Source organism: Bacteroides cellulosilyticus (assembly GCF_020091405.1).
In the GTDB taxonomy this organism is placed as follows: Bacteria; Bacteroidota; Bacteroidia; order Bacteroidales; family Bacteroidaceae; genus Bacteroides.
The window spans coordinates 409,716-428,713 of sequence record NZ_CP081903.1 but is presented as its reverse complement, the minus strand read 5'-3'; the positions used below and the strand labels follow the sequence as shown (position 1 = coordinate 428,713).

The following is an 18,998-nucleotide window of genomic DNA, read 5'->3' as shown; positions in this document are numbered from 1 at the left end:
TTTAAATTAGTACAGAATATGAGAAAGATTAAATATATAATAGCCGGAATCAGTGCAGCGGTTTTCATGGTAAGCTGCGAACTGGATAATTTTGATGGTCCGGATGCACAAGTATATGGTGCGGTAATTGATGCCGAAACAGAAGAGTTGATTCAGCAGGAAATTGGTACCAGTGGTGATGCAGCTTGTGTGCAGGTTATAGAGTATGGATATGCTATCCGCAAGGTGCAGCAATGGAAGCTCATGCTGAATGGGGAATACAGAAATAATCTTGTTTTCTCCGGTACTTATGATGTCATTATGAATAATGGCAACTTTGTGAAGCTGGATACGATTAAAGGATATCGTTTCGACAAAGGAGAAAATAAGCTTGATTTCAGGGTGATTCCGAATATCCGTATCAAAGAGCCCGTTGTGAAGAAAGAGAATAATGCTATTGTTGCCACCTTTAAATTACAGTATGGTCACAGAACAGGTAAAGCCGAAAAGGTGGCCCTGTTTGCTCAATCGGATCAGAATCCGTCCAACTCTTTCAATCTGGCACATGTAACGGCTAATATTGAAGGCGATGATATCAATTTTGAGAATAATAGCCGGAATGCGAATAAAGTCTTTACATTGACATTGGACTTGAACTCTGACGAAGGTAAGAAGTTGAAAGCCGGACAGAAGTACTTCTTCCGTATCGGTGCACTGCCCAAAGATCTGGGTGAAGGTATACAGGCTAAGTATAATTATTCTCCGGTTTTTGAGATACAGTTATAGTTAGTAGGTAGGATAACAGTTTTCAATAGGTATTTTTTTTAGTTGAATCATGAAGTTTATTATTGGTTTCCTGTTGCTTTTTGCTGGGCTGAAAGCGATTGGCAGTGTTCCTTATCGTTTCTCTGAAAGTCCATGGATATCTGAATCTGTGGCAGATGAGGGAAAATATCACATGCCCGGAATGAAGGCTAAGCCGAAGAAGTACTGGAGTTGTGTGGGTGTAATCCCTGTGGATAGCCGTAATAGTGTAGACGAAACAGATGAGATGCGCGGATTGCAATACCATCTCTTGTGTCAGTCCTTGGCGGGACTGACGAACCGTGCGGTAGAAAAAGGCAAGAGCGAAATAGCGGTCTGGTTGTGCGACCACGGTGGAAAGACTTCTTATAAACTTTCCAGACAGGCTTTGGAAGATATGGGGATACATGAACAAGGCATGCAGAATGGTCTTGAACTGGCATGCAATGAATACTCCTCTGTGGATGGTGTAAAAGTCCAGTTAAAAGGAATGTTCGATGGATATGTATTGACCGATGTGAAGAATAATCCGGAAAGTGGTGTAGTGGCATCTGTCGCTTCTCATGTGTACAATTCCATTATTGTGGATATTCGTGATAAGGAGTATTTTGAGAAAGCGGGGTATAAGATGAAATATGATGCCACCCGAAAGACTACAGTGGATGCCTGGCGTGAATTCAGAAATAAATGCAGTAAAAAGGCACTGGTCATAATGCCGGTGCAAACCGGAGAATTGCGCGAATTTGCCATCAAGAACAATCTGTTTGTATTGAACCTGAACAAGGAACTGGGAGACGCTGAGGCCGGACAAAACATTTCATTACTCGAAGAAGTGCTTGCCTGGCTGGAACCCAATGCTCCGGTATACGGCTGGGAGCAAGGAGTGAGTGAAGATCAATTTGTAGCCCGTGTATCCAAAAGCGGACATCCGATGATTCCCTGTGATTGGAGCTATAATCATTCGTTACTGTCCCTGCTTTATGAAAAAGGTCGGGAACAGGTGTTGCCTCGGATTTTCGATCCCCGGTCTATTGATTTCAAGAAAAAGAAAAACTTTGTTTCTTTTTTCCTTTCCGATGGTGATAACATTCAGTGGATGATGCAGGATTTTGCTTCCCGGTATTATGATGTTCCGGAGGCTGAAGATGTGAAGATGACTTTTGGATTGCCGGTTGCTACGTTGGCGATGATGGCTCCTGTACAGTTCAACAATCTGATGGGCTTGCAGAAACAGAATTGCTCGCTTATGGAAATGCTGGGCGGAGGCTATTATTATGTAGATACGTACAGTCAGGATAATAACCGGAAAACCAATCTGAGAGTGGCGGCAAAACGCCTGGCGGTTTCTATGCGTCAATATCAGATCAAGTTATTGGGAATAATGGCTATGGATGTGAAGTCGGAAGCGGCCAAAGAAGCCTATCAAGTTTATGTGGACGCTAATGACCAGTTGGAAGGTATCATTGTTTTGCAATATTCTCCGTATGCCGGAGGTGAGGGAGAAGTCTTCTGGGTGACTAATAAGGCAGGATATGATATTCCGGTTATTACGGTGAAATATTCTCTCTGGGACAGAATACATGAACGTGAAGGTTCTCCCGACTTTATAGCTTCGAAGCTGAAAGACGAAGCGCAGGAAGAAAGCTTTTCAGTGGTATGTGTGCACGCCTGGAGTCGTTTTGAAGGCGATACTTATGGAGCCTCGGCTGCCAAGCGGTGTGCCGAACGATTGGACGACCGTTTTGAGGCGGTTAATATGCAGGAATTGGTTTGGCGTTTACGTATGAGTCGACGTTCTGAACAAACTCTGGACTATTTGAATAAAATCTATTAATGCTTATGAAGAAATTGATTTGCTTTTTCAACCTTTGCCTTCTGCTCGTTTCGTGCGGACAGAAGTCTCAGGTATCTTTAGTATCTCTGGTGAATCCACTGATGGGAACTGAGTCGACTTTCGAGTTCTCACATGGCAATACTTATCCGGCAGTGGCTGTACCCTGGGGGATGAATTTCTGGAGTCCGCAGACAGGAGAAAATGGAAGTGGCTGGATGTACACATATAAGGATAGCTTGATAAGAGGCTTTCGCCAGACACACCAGCCCAGTCCGTGGATCAATGATTATGGAACATTCGCCATTATGCCCGTATGGGGTGAACTGACTATGGATAATCAGAAACGTGGAATGCATTTTTTGCATGAAAATGAGAAAGCGGCTCCCGATTGTTATCAGGTAAAGTTCGATAATGGAGTCAGTACAGCATTGTCCGCTACTTCACGCGGAGCTGTTTTTGAGATTACATATCCTTCGGAACAAGGGCAGTATATCGTGGTGGATGCTTATCAGCACGGTGGAAGTGTGGTATGGGACAAAGAAGAGAACTGCATCTATGGTATCACTCATTATAATAATGGTGGAGTGCCCGAAAACTTTGCTAATTACTTTATTATCGAATTTGATAAACCCGTTGTTGAGTCCGGTACCGATGAAAATTCTTGTGCGTACGTTAAGTTTCAACTGGAAGCTGGCGAAAAAATGACTGTCCGTACAGCTTCCTCCTTTATTAGTCACGATCAGGCACGTCTGAATTTCAATCGTGAAGTGGCTGGGCGCTCACTGGCAGAAGTCTCAGCAGAAGCGAAAAAAATATGGAATGACCAATTGGGACGTATTCAGGTGGAAGGCGGGACACATGAGCAGCAGAAAACATTCTATTCATGCTTATACCGTACCCTTTTATTTCCACGTGAGTTCTATGAATTTGATTCGGACAACAACCCTGTTTATTACAGTCCTTACGACGGACAATTGCATGACGGATATATGTATACTGATAACGGATTCTGGGATACTTTCCGTGCGGTACATCCGTTGTTTACTCTGGCATATCCCGAGGTCAGCGGACGAATCATGCAGTCCATAGTGAATGCATACGATGAAAGTGGATTTATGCCAGAGTGGGCCAGTCCCGGACATCGTGGCTGTATGATCGGAAACAATTCAATTTCTTTGCTTACCGATGCCTGGATGAAAGGGATACGGACATTTGATAAAGACAAAGCTTTGGAAGCCATGTTACATCAGACGCAGGCACGCGGAGAAATAGCGTCGGTAGGACGCGACGGATATGAGGAATACAACCGTTTAGGCTATGTGCCTTATCCTGAAGTGCCCGAGGCCACAGCCAAAACTCTGGAATATGCTTATGCTGACTGGTGTCTGGCACGTTTTGCAGAAGCTACGGGAAACCAGGAAATTGCGAAAGCCTATTATAAAAAGGCACAGAACTATCGCAATTTGTTTTATCCCGAAAAAGGTTTCATGTGGGCAAGGGATGCCAATGGTAAGTGGCGTGGCAACTTTGACGCCACCGAGTGGGGAGGACCTTTCACTGAAGGCTGTTCCTGGCATTGGACCTGGAGCGTATTTCATGATCCGGAAGGTTTGTCTACGCTTCTGGGTGGTCATGAACAAATGGCAGAACGACTTGATTCCATGTTTACGGCTCCTAATACCTTTAATTATGGTACTTATGGTTTCGTTATCCATGAAATAGCTGAGATGGTGGCACTCAATATGGGGCAGTATGCCCATGGAAATCAACCCGTGCAACATGCTATCTACTTGTATAATTATGTAGGTCAACCTTGGAAAGCACAATACCATACACGCAATGTGCTGAACAAATTGTATAACTCCGGTCCGCAAGGTTATTGCGGAGATGAAGATAACGGTCAAACCTCGGCGTGGTACGTATTCACTGCATTGGGATTTTATCCCGTATGCCCCGGTGCTTCCGAATATGTACTGGGAAGTCCGTTGTTCAATAAGGCAACTCTTTCCTTGCCCGGAGGAAAACAGTTTGTAATTCATGCAGAAAACGCTTCAGAGGATAATTGCTATATTCGTTCGGCAACTCTGAATGGGAAGAATTTCTCCCATAATTTCCTGAAACATGAAGAACTAATGCAAGGTGGTGAACTTAAACTGATCATGGATTGTGTTCCTGATAAAGAAAGAGGAGTAAAGCCTGAAGACGCTCCGTATTCCTATAATAAATAAACTTGTTGGCGGAATTAATTTCTTTCTTTTCGGTTATGAATTAATTCACCACAGAGTAACACAGGGTATCACAGAGTTTAATCAATTTGAAATCAAAAGAATAGAACTCCGTGAGACTCTGTGTTACTCTGTGGTGAGAACTCATTACTAAATCGTTATGAATCCGTTTCAACTTCTGATTCGCATGATTAGTTTGCGCACCTAAGCGTTACTAACTTCAAGCGATGCCTAAATTAACTTCGTACAGTGCAATAATTATTTTTCTTTCATACAAGAAATAAGTAAGATGTTTATAGGCAACTTATCGGTTGGTTATAGACAGCCAATAAGTCGGCTATAGACAGCTTATTGGATGGCTATAAACATCTTATTAATTTCTTGTATGAAAGAAAAATAATTATTGCACTGTAGGAAGTTAATTGATGCACAGCTTGAAGTTAGTTATTCCTAATCAGAACAACCGCATCAAAAGTTTGATTCATTTTCTTTTCCGAAAGGAAATAAAGGGATTTTGAGGCTATACGGTTTAAAAAAAGTGAACTGTTATAAGCTTTTTATGCAGACATAGTGTGGTTAAACAAGAAAAACCGTATATTTGCACGCAATAAATTTTAAACGCATAGCCCTATGTCATTTATTGCTGATAAGATTGTAATGGATGGATTAACTTATGACGACGTTTTGTTAATCCCCGCTTACTCTGAAGTGCTTCCTAAAACTGTCGAACTCTCGACAAAGTTTTCTAAAAACATTGAGTTGAAAATTCCGTTTGTAACGGCCGCTATGGATACGGTTACCGAAGCGAAAATGGCAATTGCCATTGCACGTGAAGGTGGTATCGGTGTTATCCATAAGAATATGTCTATCGAAGAACAGGCACGTCAGGTAGCCATCGTGAAGCGTGCCGAAAACGGTATGATTTATGATCCTGTAACCATTAAGAGAGGTTCTACTGTAGGCGATGCATTGGCATTGATGGCGGAATACAGAATTGGTGGTATACCGGTAGTGGATGATGAGAGATATCTGGTGGGAATTGTAACAAACCGTGACCTTCGTTTCGTAAGAGATATGAATAAGCATATCGACGAAGTGATGACAAAAGAAAATATTATCACTACTAATCCGACCACTGATATGGAAGCTGTTTCTCAAATCTTGCAGGAACACAGAATTGAGAAGTTGCCGGTTGTAGATAAGGAAGGTAAGCTGGTAGGCCTCATTACTTATAAAGATATAACGAAAGCTAAGGATAAACCGATGGCTTGCAAGGACTCGAAAGGTCGTTTGCGTGTAGCAGCCGGTGTAGGTGTAACGGCTGATACCCTCGACCGTATGCAGGCTTTGGTGGATGCCGGTGCTGATGCGATTGTTATCGACACGGCTCACGGACATTCTATCTATGTAATAGAAAAATTGAAGGAAGCTAAGAAATGCTTTCCGAACATTGATATTGTGGTAGGTAACATTGCTACCGGAGAAGCTGCTAAAGCATTGGTGGAAGCCGGTGCTGATGGAGTGAAAGTTGGTATCGGACCAGGTTCTATCTGTACCACTCGCGTTGTGGCAGGTGTGGGAGTTCCTCAGTTGTCTGCTGTATATGATGTGGCTAAGGCGTTGAAGGGCACAGGTGTTCCTTTGATTGCTGACGGTGGTTTGCGCTACTCGGGTGATGTTGTGAAAGCTTTGGCTGCCGGAGGATATAGCGTAATGATCGGTTCACTGGTTGCCGGAACGGAAGAGTCTCCCGGTGATACAATTATCTTCAACGGACGTAAGTTCAAATCTTATCGCGGTATGGGCTCGCTGGAAGCAATGGAGAATGGTTCAAAAGACCGTTATTTCCAGAGTGGTACCAATGACGTTAAGAAATTGGTGCCGGAAGGTATCGCTGCCCGTGTACCTTATAAGGGAACTTTATACGAAGTGATCTTCCAGTTGGTTGGCGGTTTGCGTGCCGGTATGGGGTATTGCGGTGCAGGTAGCATAGAGCAGTTGCACGATGCCAAGTTCACCCGCATCACTAATGCAGGCGTACTTGAAAGCCACCCGCACGATGTGGCAATTACAAGCGAGGCTCCGAATTACAGTCGTCCCGAATAAAATAAATATAGGCAATTTATATAGAAATACCCGGGGAGTAACAAATACTTTTCCGGGTATTTTTCGTTTAAAGAAAAGGCATCATCTGTTTGGTGTTGAGGCAATATAAAAGATGTTTCCCCGTTATTACATTGTTCTTTTCTAAGATAATAGTTATGATAAGAAGTGGATTGACAATAATTCTCCTTTGCCTGGGATTGGCAGTTTTTGCTCAGCAAGATCCGGTGCTGATGCGTATTAACGGGAAAGAAATTCTCCGTTCGGAGTTCGAATATATCTATAATAAGAATAATGCCCTTGCTGGTATCGAACAGAAAACATTGAGTGAATATGTTGATTTGTTTGTGAATTTTAAGCTGAAAGTCGCTGCAGCCGAAGCTGCCGGATTGGATACTACCCGGGCTTTTCGTGAAGAACTGGAGGGATACCGTCGCCAGTTGGCAAAAGCTTATTTGACGGATGAGTCTGTATCAGAGCTTGCAGCCCGTCAGGTATATGATAAAATGAAAGCTAACAATCGTGCCGGACAGATACGGGTAAGTCATATCTTTAAATCTCTTCCCCAAACAGTAACCAGTCATGTGCTGCGTTCTGCGGAAGCTCGGATGGATTCTCTTTATGCCGCATTGCAGAATGGGCAGGCGGACTTTGATGGGTGTGTACGTAATTTCTCCGATGAAAAAAAATCTTTTTGGGTAAGTTGGTTACAGATGCCTGTCGAGTTTGAAGATGTTGCATTTGCATTAAAACAAGGAGAGATATCCCGACCTTTTTTTACACCGCAAGGCATTCATATTGTCAAGGCGATTGAACGGAAAGAAATCCTGCCCTTTGAAAAAGTGAAGGATGAAATCATGCGTCGCCAGAGCCGTCGTTACGGAATGGACAGAGGGACGGAGGCTCTAGTGGAAAAACTGAAAAAGGAATATCAATATACGGCAGATAAGACTGGAGTGGATGAACTGCTGTCAAAAGGGCAGACGGATAAGAGACTGTTTACACTTGACGGCAGGGAATATACAGGAAAGATGTTTGCCGGTTTTGCAGCTTCCCACCCTCAGGGTGTGCAACGCCAGCTGAAAGGATTTATCATGAAGTCCGTACTGGATTATGAGTATAGTCGTCTGGAAGATAAATATCCGGAATTCCGTATGCTCATGCAAGAGTATCGGAATGGAATGTTACTGTTTGAAATCAGTAACCGGGAGATTTGGGAACGTGTACCTTCAGATGAGGTCGGACTGGCGGCCTATTTTGAAAAGCATCGTTCGGATTATCATTGGAAAGTCCCCCGTTATAAAGGAATTGTGTTACATACTACAACGAAAAAGCTTGGAAAGCAAGCCCGTAAATTCCTGAAATCTCTGCCGGAAGAGGAGTGGCAGGATGCCATCCGGCTGACGTTTAATGCAAAGATGCGGCAAGTGCAGGCAGAACAAGGCTTATTTGCTCCCGGAGATAATGCTTATGTAGATGAAGAAATCTTCAAAAAGGGGAAAACTGAACCTATGACGTCATTTCCTTTTACCACTTTTCTGGGTGAAAAGGTGAAGGGCCCGAAGACTTATCAAGAGGTGCGTGGACTGCTTGTAGGCGATTATCAGAACTATTTGGAGGAGCGTTGGATTGCACAATTACGGAGCACCGCTAAGGTTGAAATAAACCAAGAGGTTTTAAAAACCGTTAATAAGCACTGATGCAACCGATTAAACCGTTATCTTCGTACCTTGAAATAAAGTAAATATCAATCGGTAATGCGAATATTTTTCCTGGGACTCCTCTCCATCCTTTTGTGTGTGGCCTGTAGCGAGCAACACGACCATAAAGGGAAGACACCACTGGTGGAATTGGACGGCAATTTCCTTTACCGGGAAGACCTGCAATCTGCGCTTCCGGCGAGATTGTCGAAAGATGATAGTTTACTGTTCGCAGAACATTACATCCGCAATTGGGTGGAAGATGTCTTATTATATGAGAAAGCGCAGAGTAATATTCCCGATAACGGGGAGATTGAGAAACTTGTGGAGAATTATCGCAAGGCGCTGATTATGCACACCTATCAGCAGGCATTGATTCACCAAAGACTCTCGAATGAAATTTCAGAGGGAGAGTTGGCGGACTATTATGAAAAGAATAAAGAGCTTTTCAGGTTGGAACGGCCGCTGATGCAGGGGTTGTTCATCAAAGTCCCCCTCACCGCACCACAACTAAACAATGTACGTCGTTGGTATAAAGCAGCTACGCAAGATGCAGTAGAACATCTGGAAAAGTATAGCTTGCAGAATGCCGTGAAGTACGAGTACTTTTATGATAAATGGGTACCGATGGCAGATGTGCTTGATCTGATACCGTTGAAAGTACCCGAAGTAGAAGATTATGTGAATAAGAACCGTCATATCGAATTGAAAGATACGGCGTTTTATTATTTCCTGAATGTGAGCGATTTTCGTTCGGTGGGCGAGCAGGAACCTTATGAGTTTGCTCGTCCTAAAGTGAAAGATATGATGCTGAACCTGAAGCAAGTGGAGTTTATGAGAAAAGTGAAAGATGACTTGTATCAGCAGGCAGTGAAGAAGAATGAGATTAAATATAATTAGTTTAGATACACAGAATGAAAAATTTTATGAACTTTAAGTTTGTAGTTTTATGTGCCTTGGCGCTGATGACCGGTTCTGCCGTTTATGGACAAGACAACGTGATTGACGAAGTAGTTTGGGTAGTGGGCGACGAGGCTATATTGAAGTCTGAAGTAGAAGAAGCTCGGATGAGTGCTCTGTACGAAGGGCGTAAATTTGACGGTGATCCCTACTGTGTGATTCCTGAAGAAATAGCAGTACAAAAGCTGTTTTTGCATCAGGCTGCTCTCGATAGTATCGAAGTTTCTGAAAGTGAGGTAATCCAACGTGTGGACCAGATGACGAATATGTATATCGCCAATATCGGTTCGCGTGAAAAGATGGAGGAATACTTCAATAAGACATCCAGTCAGATTCGCGAAGCTTTGCGCGACAATGCCCGTGAAGGATTGAAAGTGCAGAGAATGCAGCAGAAACTGGTAGGAGAGATTAAAATCACTCCGGCAGAGGTGCGCCGTCACTTCAAGGATTTGCCGCAGGACAGTATTCCTTATATCCCTACTCAGGTAGAGGTGCAGATCATCACACAGCAACCGAAAATTCCTTTGGAGGAAATTGAAGATGTAAAAAGTCGTCTGCGCGAATATACGGATCGTGTGAATAAGGGAGAAAGCTTCTCTATGTTGGCACGTTTGTACTCCGACGACCGTGGTACGGCTATCAATGGTGGTGAAATGCCATTTACGGGACGCGGTTATCTGGATCCTGCATTTGCTAATGTGGCTTTCAACCTGCAAGACCCCAATAAGGTTTCCAAGATTGTAGAGTCTGAATATGGCTTCCACATTATCCAGTTGATGGAAAAACGTGGTGACCGTATCAAAGTACGCCATATCTTGTTGAAGCCCCACGTACCGGAAGAAGCGTTGATGGCAGGTACTGCCCGTTTGGACTCTATTGCCGATGATATCCGTAACGGTAAGTTTACTTTTGAAGAAGCAGCTTCCGTACTTTCACAGGATAAGGATACACGTAACAATCACGGTCTGTTACCTAACCCTCAAACCAATACATCAAAGTTTGAGATGCAGGAACTTCCGCCCGAGATTGCTAAAGTGGTGGATAAGATGAAAGTAGGAGAAATCTCCGAGGCATTCACTATGATTCCGCAGAAGACCGGTAAAGAAGAATGTGTAATCGTGAAACTGAAAAGCCGCATCAACGGACACAAAGCAACTATTTCGGAAGACTATCAGAACCTGAAGGAAATTGTATTGGAGAAACGTCGTGACGAGATGCTGGATAAATGGATTCGCGAAAAACAAAAGCATACGTACGTGCGTATCAACGAAAATTGGAAGAACTGTACATTTAAGTATCCGGGTTGGATTAAAGACTGATCCCGGGTGATACACTAACTTTTTGTATGCAGAAGAAAAATACAAGAAATAATTTTCTGAACAGGCATAGATTCCTTCTCACGGGCCTTCTATGCCTGTTTGGCATCTGTTTGCTGAGTGCCCAGGATAAGCAAAAACAGCCGGAAAAGAAGAAAACCCGGGTTGATTTGCTTCACGCTGAGGAGGCGCAGGCGGATAAAATCCTGCTTCCGGATGTTCAGATTCTGATCCGGTCGGTAAAGCTGCGCCATGACAGTATGTATATGTACTGTGACAGTGCGTTGATTTACGAGAAGACAAATTCGGTGGAAGCTTTCGGTAACGTCCGTATGGAACAGGGGGATACGCTCTTTATTTATGGAGATTATCTGTATTATGACGGTATGTCGCAGTTGGCAATGCTTCGTGAGAATGTCCGCATGATTAACCGGAATACGGTATTGACAACGGATAGTTTAAACTACGACCGTTTGTATAATCTGGGTTATTACTTCGATGGCGGTACACTGACTGATGAAGAGAACGTGCTGACTTCCGAGTGGGGAGAATATAGTCCGGCCACGAAAATATCCGTATTCAACCATGATGTGAAGCTGGTTAATCCGAAATTCGTATTGACTTCGGATACCCTGAAATATAGCACCGATACGAAGATTGCTACGATTCTGGGCCCTTCGGATATTGTGAGTGATAAGAACCACATCTATTCCGAACGAGGTATTTATAACACCACTACAGAGCAGGCTGAACTGCTGGATCGTTCCGTGCTGACCAACGAAGGCAAGAAACTGACTGGTGACAGTATTTTCTATGATCGTGTTTTGGGATATGGCGAAGCATTTGACAATGTGCAGATGAATGATACCATTAACAGGAATATGCTCACGGGTAACTATTGTTTCTATAATGAGATCACGGGAAGTGCACTTGCCACTCAACGTGCAGTTGCCATTGATTATTCGCAAGGTGACAGTTTGTTTATGCATGGTGATACACTGCGGTTGATTACCTATCATATAAATACGGACTCCATGTTCCGTGAGATGAGGGTGTATCATAAAGTACGTGCTTATCGTACGGATGTTCAGGCTGTATGCGATTCTTTGGTGTATAATTCTAAAGACTCTTGCATGACTATGTATACTGATCCTATCTTGTGGCATGGCTCACAGCAACTGTTGGGTGAGGAAATTAAAGTCTATATGAATGACAGTACCATAGACTGGGCGCATATCATCAATCAGGCTTTAGCTGTGGAGCAGAAAGACTCTGTTCACTACAACCAGGTGACGGGCAAAGAGATGAAAGGCTTTTTTGTCGGCGGAGATATGCGTCAGGTGGATGTGAACGGTAATGTGCTGGTTGTCTTCTATCCGATAGATGATAAAGACAGTACCATGATAGGATTGAACTATTCTGAGGGCAGTTTCCTGCGTATGTTGCTCAAAGAAAGGCGTATGGAGCAAGGAGCCTTTATAGGGAAAGCGAATGGTACGCTCTATCCGATGGATCAGATTCCGGCTGACAAATATAAGCTGCCGTCTTTTGTCTGGTTCGACTATATCCGACCGAGGAATAAGGAAGATATATTTGAGTGGAGAGGTAAAAGGGCTGGCGAACAATTGCAGAAATCAGATCGTAAGCCTATCGTTTCACCAAGGAATATGAATATAAAAAGAAATAAATAAGCGCTATGGGAATGTTCACAATGAGAAAGCCTCGCGGCTTTAATCATCCATATATATATGTGGATGAGCGGAAAGAGAAGTTGGCGAAGATGGAAGAAAGCGCCAAACGTGAATTGGGAATGTTGCCTGAGAAGGAATTTTCACCGGAAGATATCCGGGGAAAGTTCGTAGAAGGCACTACCCACTTGAAACGACGTAAGGAAAGCGGGCGTAAACCGGTACACCTGGGGGTGATACTGGTGATTATTGCTTTGCTGATATACTTGTGGTATGCCATAAGCACCGGAATCATTTAATTTAATTACGAATTACAAATTACGAATTACAATGTAGCATCATGGACCTGTTGTTATTCGTTATTTGTAATTCATAATTCATAATTTGTAATTATCATGAGCGACATAATTCATCTGCTGCCCGATTCGGTTGCCAATCAGATTGCTGCCGGAGAGGTGATTCAGCGTCCGGCATCCGTCATTAAGGAATTGGTAGAGAATGCGATTGATGCCGAAGCACAAGAAATACACGTATTGGTGACAGATGCAGGGAAAACCTGCATACAGGTGATTGACGATGGCAAAGGTATGTCCGAAACGGATGCGCGCCTTGCTTTCGAACGCCATGCCACGTCTAAGATAAGGCAGGCTGCCGATTTATTTGCCTTGCGTACGATGGGATTCCGTGGAGAGGCGTTGGCCTCTGTTGCTGCGGTGGCGGAAGTAGAACTCAAAACCCGTACTGCAAATGAGGAACTGGGTACACGGATTGTGATAGCCGGCTCTAAAGTAGAGAGTCAGGAAGCCGTTTCGTGTCCTAAAGGAAGTAACTTTTCCATTAAGAACTTATTCTTTAATATACCTGCCCGCCGCAAGTTCCTGAAAGCGAACTCGACGGAATTGAGTAATATCCTTACTGAATTTGAACGCATAGCTCTGGTACATCCCGAAGTGGCTTTCTACTTATATAGTAATGATACCGAATTATTCAACCTGCCTGCGATGCCGCTTCGCCAACGCATTCTTGCCGTATTTGGCAAGAAGCTGAACCAGCATCTGCTGTCGGTAGATGTGGATACTACTATGGTGAAGGTCTCCGGCTTTGTTGCCAAACCGGAGACGGCGCGTAAGAAAGGAGCTCATCAGTATTTCTTTGTGAACGGGCGTTATATGCGTCATCCGTATTTCCATAAAGCGGTGATGGATGCTTATGAACAATTGATTCCGGCAGGCGAACAGATTTCTTATTTCATTTACTTTGATGTGGACCCGGCCAACATTGATGTGAATATACATCCTACCAAGACCGAGATTAAGTTTGAAAACGAGCAGGCAATTTGGCAGATCGTTTCCGCAGCGGTAAAAGAGTCATTGGGTAAATTCAATGCTGTGCCGTCCATTGATTTCGATACGGAAGGTATGCCGGATATTCCCGCATTCGATCAGACTCGTCCGATAGAGCCTCCGAAGGTGCATTATAATTCGGACTTCAACCCGTTCAAGACTTCTTCCGCTTCCTCTTATAGTGGTGGTGGCAGTTATTCCCGACCGAAAGTGGATTGGGAGGGACTGTATGATGGTCTGGAGAAAGCCAGCAAGATGAATACGCCTATGGAAGAAGAACCTTTTGTAGACGAAACGGACTGGACTTCCGCACCTGCATCGGTAGATATGGGCGAAGAACGTACTCCGTATGTTCAGGAGACGGAAACTGTATCCTCTCCATCTGCATCGTTGTATACCAACGAACCGGCAGTGGAGAAAGGTGCGCAGCATTTTCAATTCAAAGGGCGCTTTATCCTGACTTCGGTAAAATCCGGTTTGATGCTGATAGACCAGCACCGGGCACATATCCGAGTGCTGTTTGAACGCTATATGAATCAAATACGCCAGAAACAAGGGGTTTCTCAGGGAGTTTTGTTCCCTGAAATCGTGCAATTGCCTGCTTCGGAAGCTGCGGTATTGGAAAGTATCATGGAAGACTTCTCGGCAGTTGGGTTTGAACTGACACCACTGGGAGGAGGAAGCTATGCGATTAATGGTATTCCGTCCGGCATTGAAGGGTTAAATCCGGTGGAGCTGGTGCGCAATATGGTGCATACGGCTATGGAAAAGGGAAATGACGTGAAGGAAGAAGTACAAACAATGTTGGCTCTGACACTGGCAAAGGCTGCTGCCATTGTTTACGGTCAGGTGTTGAGTAATGAAGAAATGGCTAATCTGGTAGATAATTTGTTTGCTTGTCCTACTCCGAATTATACACCGGATGGGCGTACCGTATTGTCAACGATTAAAGAAGAAGATATTGAAAAACTATTTGCTCGTTAAAGTAGTATAATCTATTTGTTAAAACAATTTCGCACATACGTGTGAATGATATTCGCCCCTACAAGACTTATTAAGGCACTTGTAGGGGCGAATTATCATTTATTTATCTGTATAGAAGCCTTCCTGCCCGGCTTGTGGCGCGGTCGGAACAAAAAAAACTCTCTTCGTAAAACCTTTTAGTTCGGATGGTGTTATTTAAACAGTTACAATAATGAATTTAAATTAACCACTTAACTATTTAAGGTATATGAAAAAGATTCTAATGTTACTGGCTTTGGCCGGTTTGTCTTCTGCTGCTATGGCACAACAGAAGACTGAAGTAGTCGAATACGAAATTATCCAGGTACAGGATAAATATCAGGTAATCACCAATCCTTTCTGGAGCAATTGGTTCTTCTCTATCGGCGGCGGTGCTGAAGCAACTTTTGGTGATAATGATAGTGCAGGAAGTTTTGGTAAGCGTATCAGTCCTACATTGAATATCTCTGTTGGTAAATGGTTTACTCCCGGTTTGGGATTGCGTCTGCAATATAGCGGCTTACAGGCAAGAGGCTTTACTTATGATAAAGGTGCCGACTACGTGAAAGGTGCCGAGCTGAAAGACGGTTACTATAAACAACGTTTTGACTATATGAACTTGCACGGTGACGTGATGTTCAATCTGAATGCTCTTTTCGGAGGTTATAATCAGCATCGTGTTTATGAGATTATTCCTTATGTAGGTGCCGGTTTCACTCACAATTACTCCAAACCTCATCGCGAAGCTTTGTCTGTGAATGCAGGTATTATCAATAAATTCCGTATTTCGAATGCGGTAGATATTAACCTGGAATTGAGTGCAATGGCTGCTGAAGATAAATTTGATGGTGAAGTAGGTGGTGATCACGGATATGATGGCGTATTGAGCGCTACGGTTGGTTTGACTTATCGTTTCCCGGCTCGTGGTTTCCGTCGTCCGATGCCGCAGTTGATCTCTCAGATCGAACTGGCCGCCATGCAGGATAAGTTGGCTATGATGGGTGCACAGAATGCAGAATTGAAGAATGCATTGGTACAGGCTGAAAACCAGCCGGTGGCTGAAGTGACAGAAACTCAGGTGATTGTTCCGGATCCGGATATCGCACCGCGTACTGTATTCTTCCAGATTGGTTCCGCTGAATTGTCTCCGCGTGAAATCATGAACCTGTCTTATCTGGCAGAACAAATGAAACAGTTCCCGAATGCAACGTACACCGTAAACGGTTATGCTGACTCTGCAACCGGTACTCCGGCATTCAACAAGGAGTTGAGCTTGAAACGTGCACAGGCTGTTAAGAATGCATTGGTTAAGAATTACGGTATTGCTGCCGACCGCTTGAATGTGGAAGCCGGTGGTGGTGTAGACAAGTTTGGTCAACCGATTCTGAACCGTGTGGTATTAGTGAAATCTGCTAACTAAATATAGTCTTTTCATTAAAAAGGGAACGCCCTGTTCTCTCGTAGATTCTACGGGAGGTCAGGGCGTTACTCGTTACAGGGGATATTGTTTTTATTCTCCGCTGAATTTCTTCACTTGTTCTGCTATCAGTTCCGCATCGTCGAAGTAGTTAATCTTCATCGCTTTGCGTACATCATCCAATGTAGCGGCGGCAACTTCGCGTGCAGCGTCACAACCTTTCTTCAGCATGTCATAGATGGCAGGAATGTCTTTTTCAAATTCTTTGCGACGATTGCGGATCGGTTCCAGCGTCTCCTGCATGATGGAGTTAAGGAATCCTTTCACCTTCATATCGCCCAGACCGCCACGCTGATAATGTGCTTTCAGTTCATCGAGGTTCGGATATTCGGGCAGGTAAAGACCGAAGTGTTCGGGACGGCAGAAAGCGTCCAGATAAGTAAATACAGGATTGCCTTCTACTTTACCCGGGTCTTGTACACGCAAGTGGTCGGGATCGGTATACATACCTTTCACTTTTTTCTGTACTTCGTCGGCAGAGTCGGAGAGGTAGATGCAGTTTCCCAGGCTCTTACTCATCTTGGCTTTTCCATCTGTTCCGGGCAGGCGCAGGCAGGCGGCGTTGTCGGGCAGAAGGATTTCCGGTTCAACCAGTGTTTCACCATAAATATAGTTGAAGCGACGAACGATTTCGCGTGCCTGTTCCAGCATTGGTTCCTGGTCTTCGCCCACAGGGACAGTTGTTGCCTTGAAAGCGGCAATGTCCGCAGTCTGGCTGATGGGGTAGGTGAAGAAACCTACCGGGATGCTGGCGTCGAAGTTGCGCAACTGAATTTCTGCCTTTACTGTAGGATTACGTTGCAGGCGGCTTACGGTCACCATATTCATGAAGTAAAAACTCAATTCGCACAGTTCGGCAATCTGAGATTGAATGAAGATGGTGCTTTTTGCCGGGTCCAGCCCGCATGCCAGATAGTCAAGCGCCACTTCGATAACATTCTGACGTACCTTTTCCGGGTTGTCCACATTGTCCGTCAATGCTTGTGCATCGGCTATGAAAACAAATATCTTGTCATACAAACCGGAGTTCTGCAACTCTACTCTTCTTCTTAATGAGCCTACATAATGTCCTATGTGCAGGCGTCCTGTAGGGCGGTCGCCCGTGAGGATGATTTTCTCTTTGGTCATATATCGTTTCTCTTTAGTCTGTTAATACTAATTTTTTCGCAGAGATGCTGGATTTTTTTCTTTTGCAACGTAGTCACGATGTACTTCCGTCATTTTTCGGTTAAAGGCATCCATAGCCTGATAGTCTTCTTTAATGGAGAACCTCCTTATAGTTATATCCTGCAATATTGAAAAAGTTTACAAAAGTAGATATAATAATTGAAAGTCTGATCAATTTCCTTCACTTTTCACATACACTTTATGATTGCCTCTTCCGCTGGTCTCGATGCCAGTGCCCGATGTATGCGCCCATTTGCGCAGTTCGGTGGTGGCAGCGGTTTGTAGCAATCCCGTCAGTTGGCGGTAGTCCGATACGGTGAGGTAAGGATGTTCTTCCAGATAAGCTTTCGCCAGTGCCAGGCGTTGTTCGGCGGTATATTTCCGCGAGGAGCGTACGGGCTTCCAGGGAGCGCGTTTAAGGTCGCACCAACCGTTGGTTTCTCTTATCAGGTCTTTGTCTACGCGGAAGTTCACTCCACCCACACGAATGCTTTGTGCGTTTCGTTTCGTTGCATTTTCTCCCATGCCTTCCCGTTCCTTGTCCGGGCGCAGGGCCAGTGCCGGGGTAAATATACCCAGACCTTCTATTTTTACGGAGCGTCCCATGCCCATTTCGTGGGCAAGTGCTTCGCCCAGTTCGCAGATTACTCCCTCAGTCACTCCTTTGGAGAAGGCGCATTTCATGGCGATGTATTCGGCTAGTTCTCGTGTACTGGTCTGTCCTGTCATCACCATTTGCGGGTAGGTGGTCTGTTCGCCTGTGTCTTGCATATCGGGCATTTCTTTCATTATGTAGTGGGGCATTGTTGGGCTCTCCTTTCTTGTTTGATGATTAATCCGGTTGCTTAGTTGCCTTCCTGCGGTGGAAAGGTGTTTGTCTTACAATGCAAACTTCCTTTTATGGCAGGAAAGACTTGAAACGAAGTCTTCATTTTTAAGAGTGAAATCTTCGTTTTTAAGAATAAGGCTTTCGTTTTTAAGAATGAAAGTCTTGCTCTGAGTCTTGGCAGGCACAAAGATAACTATCTGCAACTGGGAAAGCAAGTTTTTATTGGGAGAATCGTTCTTTGTTTTTTATAGCTCCAACGAATTGTCCTTCAATAAGAAATCATATATGCTTATAGTCGTAATACCTGCTTCATCCCTTGTGACGGGACTTTCTTCTCCGATGATAATGATCTTTTTGAACGAATCATCGACTTTGCGTATCTCATGCCGGTCCTGTTTTCTCGTGTGGTTGCAATACTTGTAAGAATATTGTGGACGATAATTTGTTTATTATCGAAATAAGTCGTTACTTTGCACAAATTTTAAAGCAACGATGCAACAACACGGGAAAAGAGATACATATAATCTGCATTCGAATGAATTTCATTCGTTAGTCGATGATTTCTCTTTCT

13 protein-coding genes and 1 pseudogene are annotated in these 18,998 nt (G+C 44.0%); 11 read left to right on the top strand and 3 right to left on the bottom strand.

From position 1 onward, the window contains the following. Positions 1 to 18: 18 nt before the first annotated feature. The 11 genes from K6V21_RS01460 to K6V21_RS01410 all read left to right on the top strand — a co-directional run bounded on the left by K6V21_RS01460 (position 19) and on the right by K6V21_RS01410 (position 16,374). A complete protein-coding gene (locus K6V21_RS01460; RefSeq protein ID WP_217716198.1) occupies positions 19 to 765 on the top strand; it encodes a DUF3823 domain-containing protein in 747 nt (248 codons plus the stop codon). Positions 766 to 814: 49 nt separating this feature from the next. After that, positions 815 to 2,617, top strand: coding sequence for a GxGYxYP domain-containing protein (locus K6V21_RS01455; RefSeq protein WP_224320639.1), 1,803 nt, complete (start codon positions 815 to 817; stop codon positions 2,615 to 2,617). 5 nt (positions 2,618 to 2,622) lie between these two features. Continuing rightward, on the top strand, positions 2,623 to 4,845 hold the full coding sequence (locus K6V21_RS01450; RefSeq protein ID WP_408912638.1) for a GH92 family glycosyl hydrolase: 2,223 nt from the start codon (positions 2,623 to 2,625) through the stop codon (positions 4,843 to 4,845). Between the two features lie 627 nt (positions 4,846 to 5,472). After that, a complete protein-coding gene (guaB, locus tag K6V21_RS01445; RefSeq protein ID WP_224320637.1) occupies positions 5,473 to 6,948 on the top strand; it encodes an IMP dehydrogenase in 1,476 nt (491 codons plus the stop codon). 155 nt (positions 6,949 to 7,103) lie between these two features. Then, positions 7,104 to 8,645 carry a peptidylprolyl isomerase gene (locus tag K6V21_RS01440; protein WP_217716202.1) on the top strand — a complete coding sequence of 514 codons (1,542 nt, stop codon included), beginning with the start codon at positions 7,104 to 7,106 and terminating at the stop codon, positions 8,643 to 8,645. Positions 8,646 to 8,702: 57 nt separating this feature from the next. Next, complete coding sequence (locus K6V21_RS01435) at positions 8,703 to 9,545, top strand: peptidylprolyl isomerase (protein WP_217716203.1); 843 nt, start codon at positions 8,703 to 8,705, stop codon at positions 9,543 to 9,545. A gap of 14 nt (positions 9,546 to 9,559) precedes the next feature. Beyond that, on the top strand, positions 9,560 to 10,924 hold the full coding sequence (locus K6V21_RS01430; protein ID WP_217716204.1) for a peptidylprolyl isomerase: 1,365 nt from the start codon (positions 9,560 to 9,562) through the stop codon (positions 10,922 to 10,924). A 26-nt stretch (positions 10,925 to 10,950) separates the two neighbouring features. Continuing rightward, entirely contained in the window at positions 10,951 to 12,612 is a 1,662-nt protein-coding gene (locus K6V21_RS01425) for an OstA-like protein (protein WP_217716205.1), read from the top strand. 5 nt (positions 12,613 to 12,617) lie between these two features. Further along, positions 12,618 to 12,908 carry a hypothetical protein gene (locus tag K6V21_RS01420; RefSeq protein ID WP_007210305.1) on the top strand — a complete coding sequence of 97 codons (291 nt, stop codon included), beginning with the start codon at positions 12,618 to 12,620 and terminating at the stop codon, positions 12,906 to 12,908. Between the two features lie 96 nt (positions 12,909 to 13,004). Further along, on the top strand, positions 13,005 to 14,936 hold the full coding sequence (mutL, locus tag K6V21_RS01415) for a DNA mismatch repair endonuclease MutL (RefSeq protein ID WP_224320636.1): 1,932 nt from the start codon (positions 13,005 to 13,007) through the stop codon (positions 14,934 to 14,936). A gap of 247 nt (positions 14,937 to 15,183) precedes the next feature. Next, positions 15,184 to 16,374: an OmpA family protein gene (locus tag K6V21_RS01410; protein WP_007210422.1), complete on the top strand. Its 1,191-nt coding sequence runs from the start codon at positions 15,184 to 15,186 to the stop codon at positions 16,372 to 16,374. Positions 16,375 to 16,464: 90 nt separating this feature from the next. Here the strand turns inward: K6V21_RS01410 and trpS are convergent, their stop codons facing one another. The 3 genes and pseudogenes from trpS to K6V21_RS01395 form a co-directional block, all read right to left on the bottom strand. Then, on the bottom strand, positions 16,465 to 17,559 hold the full coding sequence (gene trpS / locus K6V21_RS01405) for a tryptophan--tRNA ligase (protein ID WP_044269539.1): 1,095 nt from the start codon (positions 17,557 to 17,559) through the stop codon (positions 16,465 to 16,467). 210 nt (positions 17,560 to 17,769) lie between these two features. Beyond that, entirely contained in the window at positions 17,770 to 18,402 is a 633-nt protein-coding gene (locus K6V21_RS01400; RefSeq protein WP_224320635.1) for an HU family DNA-binding protein, read from the bottom strand. Positions 18,403 to 18,672: 270 nt separating this feature from the next. After that, positions 18,673 to 18,807 (bottom strand): annotated as a pseudogene (locus tag K6V21_RS01395) (ATP-binding protein); the annotation flags it as partial. Positions 18,808 to 18,998: the final 191 nt, after the last annotated feature.